The following is a 14,355-nucleotide window of genomic DNA, read 5'->3' as shown; positions in this document are numbered from 1 at the left end:
CCCGAGATGCGCGCTCCCGGGGGCGAATAGACTGGGCGGCATGGCAAAGGAGCACGCCCCCCGCCGGGATCACGCCCTGGTGCGTCTGGCCGATGGCACGGTGAAACAGCACAACCTCCTGACGGGGACGGAGGTGTGGACCGTACCCGGCCGCGGCAACCGCCCCTTGTCCGTCCACCACGAGGCGCCGCAGCCGCTGGATCCGGATCGTGAGGGACGCCACTGCGCCTTCTGCGAGGAGCGCTACCTGGAGACTCCGCCTGAGAAGTCGCGGCTGGTCCGCCGCGAGGACGGCTCCTGGGAGCAGCTGGACGCGCTTCCCGCCGATCGTCTCCACGACACGGTCGCCGAGTTCAGGCGCATCCCGAACCTGTTCGAGATCGTGTCCTACAACTACTGGCACCTCAACCACGACCACACGCCGTCCGAGGCCGAGCACCGGCGCATGGCGGAGTACCTGTCCTCGGGCACCGGATACGAGCATGTGATGAATGTCGTGCGGGCGAGGATGCTGGCCGGCGGCCTGTCGGAGGCGGAGTTCGCCGCCCTGACGGACTCAGCGAAGCTCCAGCAGGCCAACGGCTTCTTCTCCGGCGGGCACGACGTCATCGTCGCCCGCCGCCACTTCGTCGACGGGGCGACCCAGGACACGCAGCTGGCGGGATCGGGCACCCTCACGCCTGAGGAGCACTACCGCTACATGGCCTTCACCGCCCACTCGATGGCGGACCTCTACGGACTGGACCCGGCCGTGCGCTACGTGGCCACGTTCCAGAACTGGCTGAAGCCGGCCGGCGCCTCCTTCGACCACCTCCACAAGCAGCTGGTCGCCATCGACGAGCACTCCGTGCAGACCGAGGCCGAGATGCAGCGCCTGCGCGCCGATCCCGCGATCTACGACGACATCCTGCGGGTCGCGGTGACCCGCCGCCTCGTCATCGCGCAGAACGACCATGCCGTCGCGCTGGCCGGATTCGGCCACCGCTACCCGACCGTGTCCGTATGGCCGCTCCACGCTCCGCTCAACCCGTGGGAGGTGGACGACGAGCAGATGCGCGCCGCCTCCGACCTCCTCCACGCGATGCACGCCGCCACCGGCGTCGACGTGCCGTGCAACGAGGAGTGGTACCACCGCCCGCCCGACGTCTCGACCCCGATGCGGTGGCGCATCCTGCTCAAGTGGAGGATCTCGACGATCGCGGGGTTCGAGGGCGGGACCCGTATCTACCTCAACACCATCGATCCGTGGGATGTCTGCGCCCGCGTCGTCTCCCGTGTGCGCGACCTGCGCGACAGGGGGCTCGTCGCGCCGATGCGCGTGGGCGAGGAGTGCCACGTCACCGCGGAGATGCTCCACGACTGACCGGCCGCCGGAGCGTCAGCGGGACGACAGCTCCTTCTCCCATGCCGCCAGCCAGTCCTTCGTGCGCCCCAGGTCCTCCTCGGACAGGGCGACCGCATCCCCGGTGGGCGTCGAGAACCAGCCGATGGGCGTGTCCTGGGCGGCGGCCGCCACCAAGGGGGTGGCGATCGACTCCTCGGCGAGAGCCTGCTGGGCGCGCGCGCCGAGCAGGTACGCGAGGAAGGACTCCGCCCCGTCGGGATCGGCCGGATCGGCAGTCCGCGCCGCGTACAGGTACCGCGTCAGGCACGTCGATCCGACGGGCGCCGCGGAGGACTCGGTCGCGGTGTTGTTCACCGTCGTCGCCGCCAGCGACTCGGGGGCGACCAGAAGCGGCCTCGCGCCCGACGCCGACGCGGCCGTCCAGGCCTGGACGGCGGCATCCCCGCTCTGCACCTGCGCTCCCGACGCCAGGAGCTGCGCCCACCAACCCGACGCCCCATCCCCCTTCGCCTGGCCGGTGAGTTGGACGAAGGCGCGCCCCTCGGCCGTGGCGGACGGGTCGGGGATCTCCAGCAGCGGCGCATACGCCGAGGACGCCAGGTCGTCGACGGAGCTGGGGGGATCGATCTTGTTCGCCGCGAACCACTGCGTGTCAGCCAGGACGCACACGTCGTCGCGCGCATAGGCGATGGCGCCGGGCGCGCCGGCCAGCTCGGTTCCCTCCGGGGTCGCCGCGTCCTCGGGAGCGCTGCCCGAGAGGACGGAGGAATCCGTCCCGGTGAGCGCGTCCGTGGCGTCCAGGCCGATGAGCACATCGGCCGAACCCGCCGCGTCCTGCCCCTCCGGCGTCGCGACGGCGGCCGCCGCGAGCCCGTCGTCGTCGATCTCGACCTGGACCAGGGTGAACCCCGTCGCCCGCAGGAAGTCGCGGGCGAGTTCGTCGGAGAAGGCCTGACCGGCAGGCACCGCCACGGTCACCGTGCCGGATCCGCGGCGGGGCGTCACGGCGAGAAGACCCGACTGCTCGTCGCCGCCGGTGACGACCGTGGAGGACAGGCCCGGCACGATCGGCGCGGCGAACGGGTCCGACGCGGGGTCCGCCGCCGGGTCGACGGAAGGCGTGCACCCCGCCAGCGCCGCCGCGATCACCACCGCGATGCACCCGACCCCGGCCTGATGCACACGTGCCACGGCGGTCCCCCCCTCTCTGGTCCACACAACCCGCACAGCCTATCCCGCCTGCGCCGCCCGGCCGCGGAGGCGGCGACGCGGGCGGGTGTGCGGCATGATGGAGCCCGGAGCCGGGCCCGACCCGGTGTGCCCCCGAGGAGGACGACATGGACATCGGCTGGAAGCTCGCGAGCGCCGGGGCGGCGGCGATCGCCACGATCATCTCCGGCAGGATCGCCGAGGCGGGGTGGCGGCTCGTCACCGGACATGACGCGCCCCGCGACGATGATGACGACGCTCCGGTGGTCCAGCTGGTGGTCTTCGCGGCTGTCTCCGCGGCGGTGGCGGCTCTCGCCCAGAGGTCCGCCGTGCGGGGGGCCCGGAAATGGTACGGCCCGCGCTCGCTGCCCAAGCCCTGAGGACGGGCGCGGAGGACGCCGCGCGTCAGGCGTCGAGGTTCGCCGCGACCAGGTCCGCGATCCGGTTCATGGCCGCCTCGTCCTCGGACTCGACGGTGACCTGGGCGCCGTGCTCGGCGCCCAGCGTCATGATCATCATGACCGAGGACGCGTCCACTGGGTCCTCGCCCTCGACGCTGAGCAGGACCTCGGTGCCGAGTTCGCCGGCGGCCCGGGCGATGAGGGACGCGGGGCGGGCGTGCAGCCCGACCGTGGATCCCACGGTGACAGTGCGTGCGGACATGGGTGCCTCCTGGGTTGTGCGGGTGGCACGGGTGGCGCGGGATTGCGCCGCCCGGGGACGGGTGACGGGACGAGCGGTCAGACGGCAGTGGGGGCGCCGGCCGGCTCGGCGGCCCCCGCCGCCTTCCTCCGGGCCGCCGCCTTGAGCAATGTGACCAGCAGGGCCGACACGATCATGCCAGCGACGATCGAGAGGAGGAAACCCCAGATCGGATCGACGGCGAAGAACACGAAGATCCCTCCGTGGGGGGCCTTCGAACCGACGTGGAGGGCCATCGACATGGCCCCGGTCACAGCGCCGCCGGCCATCATCGAGGGGATGACGCGCAGCGGGTCGGAGGCCGCGAAGGGGATCGCGCCCTCGGAGATGAACGAGGCGCCCAGCAGCCATGCGGCGGTGCCGTTCTGCCGTTCGGCCGAGGTGTACAGCCTGGGACGCAGCGCGGTCGACAGGGCCATCGCCAGTGGCGGCACCATGCCGGCGGCCATGACGGCCGCCATGATCTGGTAGGAGGCGTCTGTGGCCGAGGACAGCCCCGCGGTGGCGAACAGATAGGCGGCCTTGTTGACGGGCCCGCCCAGGTCGAAGCACATCATGAGGCCCAGGACGATGCCCAGGAGGATCGCCGACGATCCGGTCATGCCGGTCAGCCAGCTCTGCAGACCCGTCATGACGGCGGCCAGCGGCCGCCCGAGCAGCATGAGCATGAGGGAGCCGACCACCAGCGTCGTCACCAGCGGGATGATCGCGACGGGCATCAGCCCGGACAGCCAGCGAGGAGCCCCGAGGCTCGCCAGCCACATCGCGATCAGACCGCAGAGGATGCCGGTGACCAGTCCTCCGATGAACCCGGCGCCGATCGCCACCGACAGCGCGCCCCCGATGAACCCCGGGGCGATGCCGGGGCGCCCGGCCAGGCCGAAGGCGATGTAGCCGGAGAGGGCCGCCACCAGGAATCCCATGCCCCATCCGCCCAGCGCGTTGAACACGGCGCCCAGGTAGAGGGACAGCCCCGCGTGGTCGGTGATCAGCGTCGCCCCGTTCGAGACGTAGGACTGGGCCTCGGGGAGGTTCCACAGCGAGTACTTGAGCGCGACGTCTTGGGACACGAAGGCCACGTCGTAGCCGCCGACCAGGAATCCCAGGGCGGTCAGCAGGCCGCCTGCGGCGACGAAGGGGATCATGTAGGACACGCCGGTCATCACGGCCTGCTGGATGCGGCGCCCCCAGCCGAGATGCGCGCCGGACGCGCCCGCGCCCTCCGCCGCGGAGGCGTCGCCGGAGCGGGACGCCGCCACGCGGGGCGCGGAGGGATCCGCGATCGCGGCCAAAGCCCGGTCGACGAGGGCGGGCGCGTCCGAGATCGCGGTGTTCGTGTCGGATTCGATGACGGGCAGCCCGGCGAAGCGCCCGCGCCCCGTGATGTTGACGTCGGCGGAGACGATGAGGGCGTCCGCCCGGTCGATGACCTCCTGGGGGAAGGGGGTGATCCCGCCGGACCCCTGGGTCTCCGTGTGGATCTCGGCGCCCCTCTCAGCGCCGGCCTGCTCGATGGCCTCGGCCGCCATGTACGTGTGGGCGATGCCGGTCGGGCAGGAGGTGACCGCGAGGATCACCGGCCGATCGCCCTGCCGGGCGGCCGGGGGCGCGGCGGGCGCCGTGGCGGGCGGCTGGACGACGCCGAGCACGAGGTCCGCGGCCTCCTGAGGTGTGGACGCCCCGCGCAGGGCGGCCACGAAGTCGGCTTTGACCAGCGCGCGGGAGAGCTTGGCCAGGAGCTTCATGTGCTCCGATCCTGACTCATCGGGGGCGGCGATGCCGATGACGAGGTCCGCCGGCCCGTCCCCGGCCCCGAAGTCGACGGGCGTCGACAGACGCAGGAGCGCCAGAGAGGCCTCGCGGACGGCGGCCGTGCGGCAGTGCGGGATCGCGATGCCTCCGGGCATCCCGGTGGCGAACTGGGCCTCGCGCTCCTCGAAGGCGGCCTCGAGGCCGTCCCGGTCGGCGCGCCCGGCGGCGGACACCATGTCGGCCAGGCGCGCGATGACGGCGTGCTTGTCGCCGGGGTCCTCCACCCCGAGCCCGACCAGCTCGGGGGTGATCAATCGGTGACTCATCGGTGTTCCTCTCCTGTGGGGATCCATCTGGATGACGACATGCGGCGCGACGCCCGGGTGGGCGTCACAGCGGGCGGACAGTGGATGTGTCGGCCAGGACCTGGTCGCGCGCGGGGATCGTCGTCCCCGGCAGCGACACGGCGACGGCCCCGTAGGCCACGGCCAGGGCGAGGCGCCCCGGCCCGTCGTCCCCCTGCGCTCGGGCAATGAGGTAGCCGGCGACCGCCGAGTCACCGGCGCCCACCGTCGAGACCACAGGCGCGTCCGGGGAGGGGGCGTACCAGCAGCCCTCCTCGGTGGCCAGCACGGCCCCGGCGCCTCCCAGCGTGACGAGCACATCGGCCACGCCGGCCTCCCTCAACCGTCCGACCGCGTCGCGCACCCCGTCGAGGTCGCCGACCCGGGCGCGAGCCTCCAGCACCGCTCCATCGACCCCGGTGAGCTGGCCCAGCTCCTCCGCGTTGGGCTTGAGGAAGTCCGGGGCGGCCTCGCGCCCGTCCTCCGCGAGCGCGGCCAGCGGGTCGTCGGAGGTGTCGACGCCCACCCAGACGCCCCGCGCCCGCAGCGAACGGACCAGCCGCGCGTACTCGTCAGCGGGGATGCCGGGGGCCAGCGACCCCGACAGCATCGCGGTGTCGCCCTCGGAGACGACGTCTGCGAGCGCCTCTTCGAGGGCGGCGACCTTCTCGGGTGTGAGCGTCGGACCCGGCTCGTTGATCTTCGTCGTGACCTCCGGATCGGACAGGACCGCGAGGTTCGTGCGGACCGGCCCGCCCAGGGGCGTGGCCCGGTACCGCAGGCCGCTCCGGTCGACGAGGCCGCGCAGGGGGTCGCCCTCGTCGGCGGGGAAGACGGCCAGCGCGCCGAGCCCGGCCCCGGCGGCCCCGAGCGCGACGTTGATGCCCTTGCCGCCCGGCCCGAGGCGTTCGGAGACGATGCGGTGGACGCCTCCCGGAGTGAGCGCGCCGGCGACGCGGACCGTCCGGTCCAGGGACGGGTTGGCGGTGAGAGTGACGATCATGCGCGGACCACCTCGATTCCGGAGTGCTCGAACAGTTGCAGGGAGGAGGCGGGGAGGGCCGTGTCGGTGACCAGCACGTCGATGTCGGCCAGCTCCGCGAAGGTGACGAACTGCGTGAGGCCCGCCTTGGACGCGTCCGCCATGACGATGCGCCGTGAGCTCTGCGCGACCATGGCGGACTTGGCGGAGGCCTCGTCCGGATCGGGGGTGGTGAACCCGGCGGCCCCCATGCCGTTGCACCCCAGGAAGACCGTGTCGGGGTGCAGCCGGGACAGGGCCCTCACGGTGTCCGCGCCGACGGCGGCGTGGGTGCGGCCTCGGAGCCTGCCGGGGAGGATGTCGACGGGCTCGACGTCGGCGTCGAGCAGCGCCTGGGCGATGTCCAGCCCGTGCGTGGCGACCCGCAGCCCGCGGCCCGCCAGATACGGGACCAGCTCGACCACGGTGGAGCCCGCGTCCAGGACGACGGAGGCGTCCGGATCGGTGGGCAGGAAGTCGGCGGCCGCTGCGGCGATACGGTGTTTGGCCTCTGTGTTCGTCGTCAGCCGGGTGCGCAGGTCGGGCTCGATGTCCCCGTCGAGGCGAGGGATCGCGCCCCCGTGGACGCGCCTGATCAGGCCACGGCGGTCCAGGGCGTCCAGGTCGCGCCTGATCGTCTCCGTGGCGACGTCGAAGCGGGCGGCCAGTCCGGAGACGGACACGCGGCCGTCGGACGCGCAGGCCTGGAGGATCTGGCGGTGGCGCTCCTCCGCGTACATCTGTGGCGTCAGCTCCCTTGTCTGTGCGGTCGGCATCGGCGGTCCGCGCGACCGGTGCGCGGATCGGCGGGCGCCCCGAGACGCCCTTCCGATCACACTACACACAATTCCCACACGTCACAACAGTGGTTTTATGTGGTTTTATGGAGAGGAGTCTGAGCCCGTCTGGCAGGCCCCGTCCGCGTCATCGGCGCTACGCTGGGCTCCGATCCACCACTGTCACTGGGGAGGAACTCGGACATGACCGACTCGATCGACCTCACCGGGGCCACGACCCCGCCGAGCGCGCCCGAAGCCGGATCCGGCGACGCCACGCGGGTCGTCTACGGGACGCCGGTCGTCCCGGGCGTCGCATGGGCCCCGGCCGCCTGGACCCGGCGCCCTCCCCTTCCGCCCGAGACGGCTCCCGAGCTTCCCGAGGACCAGCGCGAACAGGGCGTCGCCGACTTCGAGCGCGCTGCGGCCGAGGTCGCAGACGGCCTCAACGCCCGCGCCGAGGCGGCCACCGGCCACGTCGCCGAGGTCCTCGCCGTCACGGCCTCCCTGGCCACCGACCGCGCCTGGAAGAGGGAGGCCGCGGGGCGCATCCGCCGGGGCACGCCCCCCGTCCAGGCGACGATGGCCGCCACCGAGAAGTTCGTCGAGCTGTTCCAGAAGGCCGGGGGCCTCATGGAGGAGCGCACGACGGATCTGCGGGACGTCCGCGACCGCGTCATCGCCCACCTCACCGGCGAGCCCGAGCCCGGCATCCCCGTGACCGGCCATCCGGTGGTCCTCCTGGCCGACGATCTCTCCCCCGCCGACACGGCGGGTCTGGACCCCGTCAACTACGTCGCGATCGCCACCCAGGTGGGCGGTCCGACCTCCCACACGTCGATCATCGCCCGCCAGCTCGGGATCCCCTGCATCGTCGCCGCCCGCGAGCTGGCTGAGATCCCCGAGGGAGCGCCTGTCCTGGTCAACGCCCACGAGGGCTCACTCACCCTGGGCGTGGACGAGGCCGCCGCGCGGGCCCTCGTGGCCGACGACGCCGATCGCGTCGCCCGCATCCGCGCATGGCGCGGCCCCGGCCGCACCGCCGACGGCGTGTCGATGCAGCTCCTGGCCAATGTCCAGGACGGGGCCGGCGCGGTCGCCGCCGCCGGCGGGCAGGCCGAGGGCATCGGGCTGTTCCGCACGGAGCTGCTCTTCCTCAACACGCAGGTCGAGCCCTCGGTCGACTCCCAGGCCGGGTCCTACGCGCCGGTGTTCGCGGCGTTCCCTTCCCAGAAGGTCGTGGTGCGCACCCTCGACGCGGGCTCCGACAAACCCGTCCCCTTTGCGACGCTCTCGGAGGAGTTCAACCCGGCGCTGGGTGTGCGCGGCATCCGCACGACCGGCCAGAACCCGGACCTGCTCGTCCACCAGCTCGACGCCGTCGCCCAGGCCGCGGCCCTCCAGCCGGGGACGGACGTGTGGGTCATGGCCCCGATGATCTCGACGATCCCGGAGGCCCGCTGGTTCGCGGGTTTGGTCCGCGAGCGCGGCCTCCGCGTCGGAATCATGATCGAGGTGCCCGCCGCGGCGATCCTCATCGACCAGTTCCTGGCCGAGGTCGACTTCGTCTCCATCGGCACCAACGACCTCACGCAGTACACGATGGCCGCCGACCGCATGTCGCCGCATTTGGCCGAGTACACCGACCCGTGGCAGCCGGCCGTCCTGTCTCTCATCGCCCGCACGGCCGAGGGCGGGATGGAGGCCGGCAAACCGGTCGGCGTGTGCGGCGAGGCGGCTGCCGACCCGCTGCTGGCGTGCGTTCTCACGGGCATGGGCATCACGAGCCTGTCGATGGCGGCGAGCGCCATCCCCGCCGTGGGGGCCCAGCTCGCCCGCGTGACGATCGAGCAGTGCCGTGCTGCGGCTGCGGCGGTCGTTGGCGCCGAGGACGCGGGGGATGCCCGCAACCGGGCTCGTTCCGCCTTCGAGACGGCGCCCGAGGAGGCTCCGCGGCAGGACTGACGTCCCGGCCCGCCGCCCCACGGCCCGCCAGTGCCGGCAGGCGTCGGGATCAGATGAAGTCCTGCACCAGGCTCCAGATCAGCTGCAGATTGAGCACGGTCAGGACGGCCGTCGCGACCCATCCGAGCACGCTCACCCACGTCTTGTTCGCGAAGCGCTCGCCCATGATCCTCTTCGAGGACGTGAACCACACCAACGGGACCATCGAGATGGGCAGCGCCACGCACAGGAACACCTGGGAATAGACGAGGAGCTGCTCTAGGGCCACTTCGGAGCCGTTGAAGACGATCGTGCACACCACGACCGGGATGACCGCCAGGAGCCGGGTGACCACCCGGCGCATCCACAGGGGGATCCGCATGTGGATGAAGCCCTCCATGACGACCTGACCGGTCAGGGTGCCGGTGATCGTCGAGTTCTGGCCGGAGGCCAGCAGGGCCACGGCGAAGAGTGTTGACAGGACAGGACTGGCCACAGCGCCGGCCAGCGCCGGGTCCTGGAGCGCGTCGTAGAGGGAGCCGAAGGTGGACAGATCGCCCGGCTTGCCGAAGAACAGGGCCGCGCCCAGGAGCAGGAGCAGGCAGTTGACGAAGAACGCGGCGCCCAGCTGGATGTTCGAGTCCCAGGTGGCGAAGCGCACGGCGTGGGCGCGCCCCTCATCGGTGCCTCGGTCGTAGGCCCGCGACTGCACGATGGCGGAGTGCAGGTAGAGGTTGTGGGGCATGACGGTGGCGCCGACGATCCCCAGGGCCATGATGAGCTGCCCGTGGCCGAGGGTCTGCGCCGAGGGGAGGAAGCCGGTGGCGACCTGCGCCATATCGGGCCCCGCCAGGGCGACCTCGTAGACGAAGACCGCGACGATCGTCAGGATCAGTGTCGCCACGATCGCCTCGATCTTGCGGAACCCGACCCTCATGAGGAGCAGCAGGAGCAGGACGTCGAAGACGGTCAGGCAGACGCCGACGACCAGCGACATCCCGAAGAGCAGGTGCAGGGCGATCGCCGCGCCGATGACCTCGGCGATGTCGGTGGCCATGATGGCCAGCTCCGTCGTGATCCACAGGACGATGCCCATCCGCGGCCCCGTGTGCGCACGAGTGGCCTGGGCCAGGTCCATGCCGGTGACGATGCCGAGCTTGGCGGCCATGTACTGCAGGAGCATCGCGATGAGGCTCGACAGCAGGATGACGTTGAGCAGGAGGTACCCGTACTGCTGGCCGCCGCCGATGGAGGTCACCCAGTTCCCGGGATCCATGTAGCCGACCGCCACCAGCGCGCCGGGGCCGGAGAAGGAGACCAGGCTCCGGAGGAAGCCGGCCTCCTTCGGGGCGATGGAGACGGTCCCGTTGATCTCCTCCAGGGAGGGCCCGTTCGCGGGACGGATGAGTCGGCGGCGTCCGGTGTCCGTGGGGACGTCGGCCTCGGCGATGGACATGGCCGGTCTGCTCCTCAGTGCGCCGCTCGGGATCGGACCGACGCCGGCGCCTCGGCGATTCGTATATCCACATCATATGTTTCGGCCGTCCGAATTCCCAAACCGGAAGCGGGGACGCCGAGGCCGAGGGATCGCCATCGGCCCGATCCCGGGCAGGGATCCTCGCCCGGGGGCGCGGGGCCCGGGCGAGGGAGGCGCCGGAGTGCGCTCAGACCTCGGCGGCGGTGAACACCGGCAGCAGCGGCGCGAGATCGGCGCGCTGCCCGGAGGCCTGGACGCGCCCCCGGGCCTCCGCCTGCGACCACTCGAGGTCACCGACCGCCAGCGCCAGCCACGTCGCCATGTCGGTCTCGACGACGGCGGGCGGCGTGCCGCGCCGATGCACCGTGCCCCGGAGGATCTGGACCGCACCGGCCGGAGGCACCCGCACCTCGACGGACCGGCCCGGGTGGGACTCCTCCAGTTCCTGGAGGCTGAAGCGGACGGCCAGCAGGACGGTGGCGCGCGGCGCGCGCCCCGGATCGGCGTGCCAGCTCCGCAGGGCGGCCATCCCCTGAGCCGGATCGATCCGTCTGCGTGCCACGGGGCGATTCTAAGACCGCGCGGCGCGGCAGATGAGAGAGCCCCGCCCGGTCGCGCGACCGGGCGGGGCCTCATACCGTCCCCGGGGGATCAGCGCGCGATGCCGCGGCCGATCAGCTCGGAGAACTCGACGAGCCGGTTGGAGAAGCCCCACTCGTTGTCGTACCAGCCGAAGACCTTGACCTGGCGGCCGATGACCTCCGTCAGGGGCGCGTCGAAGATGGACGAGGCCGGGTTCCCGACGATGTCGTGGGACACCAGCGGCGCCTCGGAATACTGCAGGTATCCGGCCAGGGGGCCGCTCGCGGCGGCCTCGCGGAAGGCCTCGTTGACCGACTCGGCGCTCGCGTCCTTCCGGACGACCACCGTGAGGTCCGTGATGGATCCGTCCGGCACCGGCACACGCAGCGCGGCCCCGGTCAGACGGCCGTCAAGCTCGGGGATGACCTTGCCGATCGCCTTCGCCGCGCCCGAGGACGTGGGGATGGTGGACACCGCGGCCGCCCGCGCCCGCCGCAGATCACCGTGCGGGGCGTCGTGGAGGCGCTGGTCGCCGGTGTAGGCGTGGACGGTCGTCATGAGCCCGGACTCGATGCCGAAGGCATCGTTGAGGACCTTCGCCAGGGGCGCGAGCGAGTTCGTCGTGCACGATCCGTTGGAGAAGACGTCGGACGCGCTCACATCCAGGGTGAAGTCGTTGACGCCCAGGACGAAGGTGGGGACGTCGCCCTTCGCGGGAGCGGAGATGATGACCTTCTTCGCCCCGCCTGCGAGGTGGGCCAGGGCCTTCGCGCCGTCGGTGAAACGGCCCGTGGACTCGATGACGACGTCGGCCCCGACGCTCCCCCACTCGATGGCAGAGGGGTCCGCCTGGGAGAAGACGGTGATGGGGCGGCCACCGACCGTGATCGTGCTGCCTTCGACCTCGACGCCGTCCAGATGGCCGGACACCGAGTCCCACTCGAGCAGGGTGGCCAGGGTCGCGGCGTCGGTCAGGTCGTTGACCGCGACCACCTCGACGTCGGCCTGGTTGGCCAGGGCGGCGCGCAGGTATGTGCGCCCGATGCGCCCGAAGCCATTGATGCCAATGCGAACAGTCATGATGGTGCCTCTTCTGTTGTCACGCCGCAGGGCCTGCGGCGACGACCCGGGCCCAGCGGGCCCAGGACGATGGATGATCGGGGAGGCGGCCGATTCCTCGGGTGCCCCCGGCCTGCGCTCGGCTGCAGAGTCCAACAGATCGAGCAGGCCCGAGCATGCCTGGTCGAACGGGGCGGGGTCCTGGGCGGCCAGCGCCAGGACGTAGCCTCCCTGGATGGTCGCGAAGCACAGGCGCGCGAGCCGGTCGGCGTCCAGGGACACCGGCAGGTCGCCTGCGTCGATCGCCTCGCGGATCGTGCGCGCCAGGTCCTCGTGGACCGTGGACACCGACCGCGCCACGGGGGCGAGCAGATCGGGGTCGTGGGCGACGACGGGATCCTGAGTCATCCGGCCGACCTTGCATCCCTTGAGCGCGTCGCGGGGTCTGAGCAGATAGGCCCGCAGACGTTCCAGAGGGGCCGCGGAACCGTTGAGCACCGCGTCCGCGGCCGTTGTGACGTCGGCGCAATTGCGCTCGATGGCCGCCACTCCGAGGTCCCGTTTCGTCGGGAAGTGGTAGTACATACTCCCCTGTCCGACCCCGGCGCGCTCCCTCACCTCGCGCGGGGTCGTCGCGGCGAACCCCCGCTCCCACATGAGGTCGCCCATCGCCTTGATCAGTCGTTCCCGTGAACCCACGACTGCTAGCGTACCTACCTCTAGGTACAGAGGCAAGGGGCGTCTCTCTCGCCTTCTCTTCCCCCGCCCTGGAGCGACGAGGGCGGCCCTGCCCTCGCAGGATCGGCAGCCGCCCCGAACGGCCGGCGCCAGCCTCCTCATCGTCGCCGCGCGGCCGGGCCCAGGCGCTCGACGGCGACGCGCCCGGCCTCGCGCCCCGCCCGCGTCGCCCCCAGGGTCGACGCGGAGGAGCCGTACCCGACCATGAGCACCCGGGGATCGCGCGCCACCGCCACCCGGCTCGACATCTGGATCCCGCCGCCCGGCTCACGCAGCCGCAAGGGCGCCAAATGGGTCAGGGCGTGGCGGAAGCCGGTGTTCCAGAACAGGACGTCGGCCTCCACCCATGTGGGCTCCTCAAAGGGCCGCCAGGACTCGGGCACGACCAGCTCGCCCGCCCCGCCGGACCCGTCGCGGGCGGATGGGCCCAGTCCGCCGCGCGCCTGCTCCCCGGTCAGAGCATCGGGGGAGAACCGCACGCCCTCCAATCCGACGCGGTCGAACATGCCGCGGCTCACGAGCACGCCCTCGCGCACGCCCCGGAGGTACTCCGGAAGCAGCGGGATACCCGTCGTGCGCACCACGGAGGCGGGCGGCGTCCCGGACGCCGTGCGCCGGTCGACCGCGCGCTCGACCTCCGCGCCCCACTGCTCGTCGAAGGCGGCGCGGGTGAAGTTCGGCGGGCGCCTCGTCGCCCAGGTCGTGCTCGCGGCGACGGGGGCGAGTTCGAGGAGGAACTGGACGGCGGACAGTCCGCCGCCGACCACGACGACACGGGCGCCCGCGAGGTCCTCCGCGCGCCGATAGCCGGCCGTGTGCATCTGCCGGCCGCGGAAACCCGGCGCGCCCGGGACCCACGGCACATAGGGGTGCGTCCACGTGCCCGTCGCCGAGATCACCATCCGCGCGAGGAGGGTCCGCGGCCGTCCCGCGGCCTCGGCCTCGACGGCGAGCCACGTGTCGCGGGGGACGCCGCTCTCCCCCGTCTGCCCGGGCGCCCGGGAGCGCAGGGAGGGCCGCCCCAGCCGCAGGGCCGGCGCCGCCAGGCCGCTCGCGCGCACCGCCCGGACCCGCACCGGGCGCTGGACACGCAGGTCGAAGACCCGCTCATAGCGGTCGTAGTAGTCCGAGACCACTCGGGAGGCCGGAGCCCGCGGATCCGGTGAGCCCAGCGGGAGGCCAGGGAGATCCGCGACGCGGTGCGCGCGGCCGAGCGTCAGGGAGTCCCATCGTTCCCGCCAGGCCCCGCCGGGGCCCGGGGAGGCGTCGAGGACCGCGAAGTCCTCGCTGGGCCGCAGGCCGCGCCGGGCCAGCTCATGTGCGGCCGCCAGCCCCGCCTGGCCGGCGCCGATGACGACCGCCTGCCAGCCCTCCCCGCCGGCGCGCTCGTCAGGGGCGGCCATGGC

12 protein-coding genes and 1 pseudogene are annotated in these 14,355 nt (G+C 72.5%); 3 read left to right on the top strand and 10 right to left on the bottom strand.

Annotated features, from left to right (window positions below; genetic code table 11):
* Positions 1-40 precede the first annotated feature (40 nt).
* Positions 41-1,363, top strand: a complete 1,323-nt coding sequence (locus tag ACFQWG_RS00430; RefSeq protein ID WP_380971137.1) for a DUF4921 family protein — start codon at positions 41-43, stop codon at positions 1,361-1,363.
* Between the two features lie 15 nt (positions 1,364-1,378).
* On the opposite strand, the gene ACFQWG_RS00425 is transcribed toward ACFQWG_RS00430, so the two are convergent.
* A complete protein-coding gene (locus ACFQWG_RS00425) occupies positions 1,379-2,536 on the bottom strand; it encodes a substrate-binding domain-containing protein (protein ID WP_380971135.1) in 1,158 nt (385 codons plus the stop codon).
* Positions 2,537-2,682: 146 nt separating this feature from the next.
* Here ACFQWG_RS00425 and ACFQWG_RS00420 point away from each other — a divergent pair, with 146 nt between their 5' ends.
* Positions 2,683-2,934, top strand: coding sequence for a DUF4235 domain-containing protein (locus ACFQWG_RS00420; protein WP_291497772.1), 252 nt, complete (start codon positions 2,683-2,685; stop codon positions 2,932-2,934).
* Positions 2,935-2,959: 25 nt separating this feature from the next.
* Here the strand turns inward: ACFQWG_RS00420 and ACFQWG_RS00415 are convergent, their stop codons facing one another.
* The 4 genes from ACFQWG_RS00415 to ACFQWG_RS00400 all read right to left on the bottom strand — a co-directional run bounded on the left by ACFQWG_RS00415 (position 2,960) and on the right by ACFQWG_RS00400 (position 7,149).
* Positions 2,960-3,217 carry an HPr family phosphocarrier protein gene (locus ACFQWG_RS00415; protein WP_380971133.1) on the bottom strand — a complete coding sequence of 86 codons (258 nt, stop codon included), beginning with the start codon at positions 3,215-3,217 and terminating at the stop codon, positions 2,960-2,962.
* Between the two features lie 77 nt (positions 3,218-3,294).
* Positions 3,295-5,334 (bottom strand): PTS fructose transporter subunit IIABC, encoded by a 2,040-nt coding sequence (locus ACFQWG_RS00410; protein WP_380971131.1) that lies wholly within the window; start codon positions 5,332-5,334, stop codon positions 3,295-3,297.
* A 64-nt stretch (positions 5,335-5,398) separates the two neighbouring features.
* Complete coding sequence (locus ACFQWG_RS00405) at positions 5,399-6,355, bottom strand: 1-phosphofructokinase family hexose kinase (RefSeq protein WP_380971129.1); 957 nt, start codon at positions 6,353-6,355, stop codon at positions 5,399-5,401.
* A complete protein-coding gene (locus tag ACFQWG_RS00400; RefSeq protein ID WP_380971127.1) occupies positions 6,352-7,149 on the bottom strand; it encodes a DeoR/GlpR family DNA-binding transcription regulator in 798 nt (265 codons plus the stop codon). Before ACFQWG_RS00400 ends, ACFQWG_RS00405 begins: the two co-directional genes overlap by 4 nt.
* Before the next feature lie 204 nt (positions 7,150-7,353).
* Between ACFQWG_RS00400 and ACFQWG_RS00395 the strand changes: the two genes are divergently transcribed.
* Positions 7,354-9,114, top strand: coding sequence for a phosphoenolpyruvate--protein phosphotransferase (locus tag ACFQWG_RS00395; RefSeq protein ID WP_380971125.1), 1,761 nt, complete (start codon positions 7,354-7,356; stop codon positions 9,112-9,114).
* A gap of 49 nt (positions 9,115-9,163) precedes the next feature.
* Here ACFQWG_RS00395 and ACFQWG_RS00390 read toward each other — a convergent pair whose 3' ends face one another.
* The 5 genes and pseudogenes from ACFQWG_RS00390 to ACFQWG_RS00370 form a co-directional block, all read right to left on the bottom strand.
* Positions 9,164-10,549: an Nramp family divalent metal transporter gene (locus ACFQWG_RS00390; protein WP_380971123.1), complete on the bottom strand. Its 1,386-nt coding sequence runs from the start codon at positions 10,547-10,549 to the stop codon at positions 9,164-9,166.
* Between the two features lie 208 nt (positions 10,550-10,757).
* Positions 10,758-11,132: a sterol carrier family protein gene (locus ACFQWG_RS00385; protein ID WP_291497760.1), complete on the bottom strand. Its 375-nt coding sequence runs from the start codon at positions 11,130-11,132 to the stop codon at positions 10,758-10,760.
* Between the two features lie 89 nt (positions 11,133-11,221).
* Positions 11,222-12,232 (bottom strand): type I glyceraldehyde-3-phosphate dehydrogenase, encoded by a 1,011-nt coding sequence (gap, locus tag ACFQWG_RS00380; protein WP_380976141.1) that lies wholly within the window; start codon positions 12,230-12,232, stop codon positions 11,222-11,224.
* Positions 12,233-12,394: 162 nt separating this feature from the next.
* Positions 12,395-12,868 (bottom strand): annotated as a pseudogene (locus ACFQWG_RS00375) (TetR/AcrR family transcriptional regulator); the annotation flags it as partial.
* 179 nt (positions 12,869-13,047) lie between these two features.
* Positions 13,048-14,352 carry an NAD(P)-binding domain-containing protein gene (locus ACFQWG_RS00370; RefSeq protein WP_380971121.1) on the bottom strand — a complete coding sequence of 435 codons (1,305 nt, stop codon included), beginning with the start codon at positions 14,350-14,352 and terminating at the stop codon, positions 13,048-13,050.
* Positions 14,353-14,355: the final 3 nt, after the last annotated feature.

It is taken from the genome of Schaalia naturae (assembly GCF_042665795.1).
GTDB classification, from domain to species: Bacteria; Actinomycetota; Actinomycetes; order Actinomycetales; family Actinomycetaceae; genus Pauljensenia; species Pauljensenia naturae.
The sequence above is the reverse complement of the archived record's forward strand: the minus strand, read 5'-3'. Positions and strand labels throughout refer to the sequence as shown.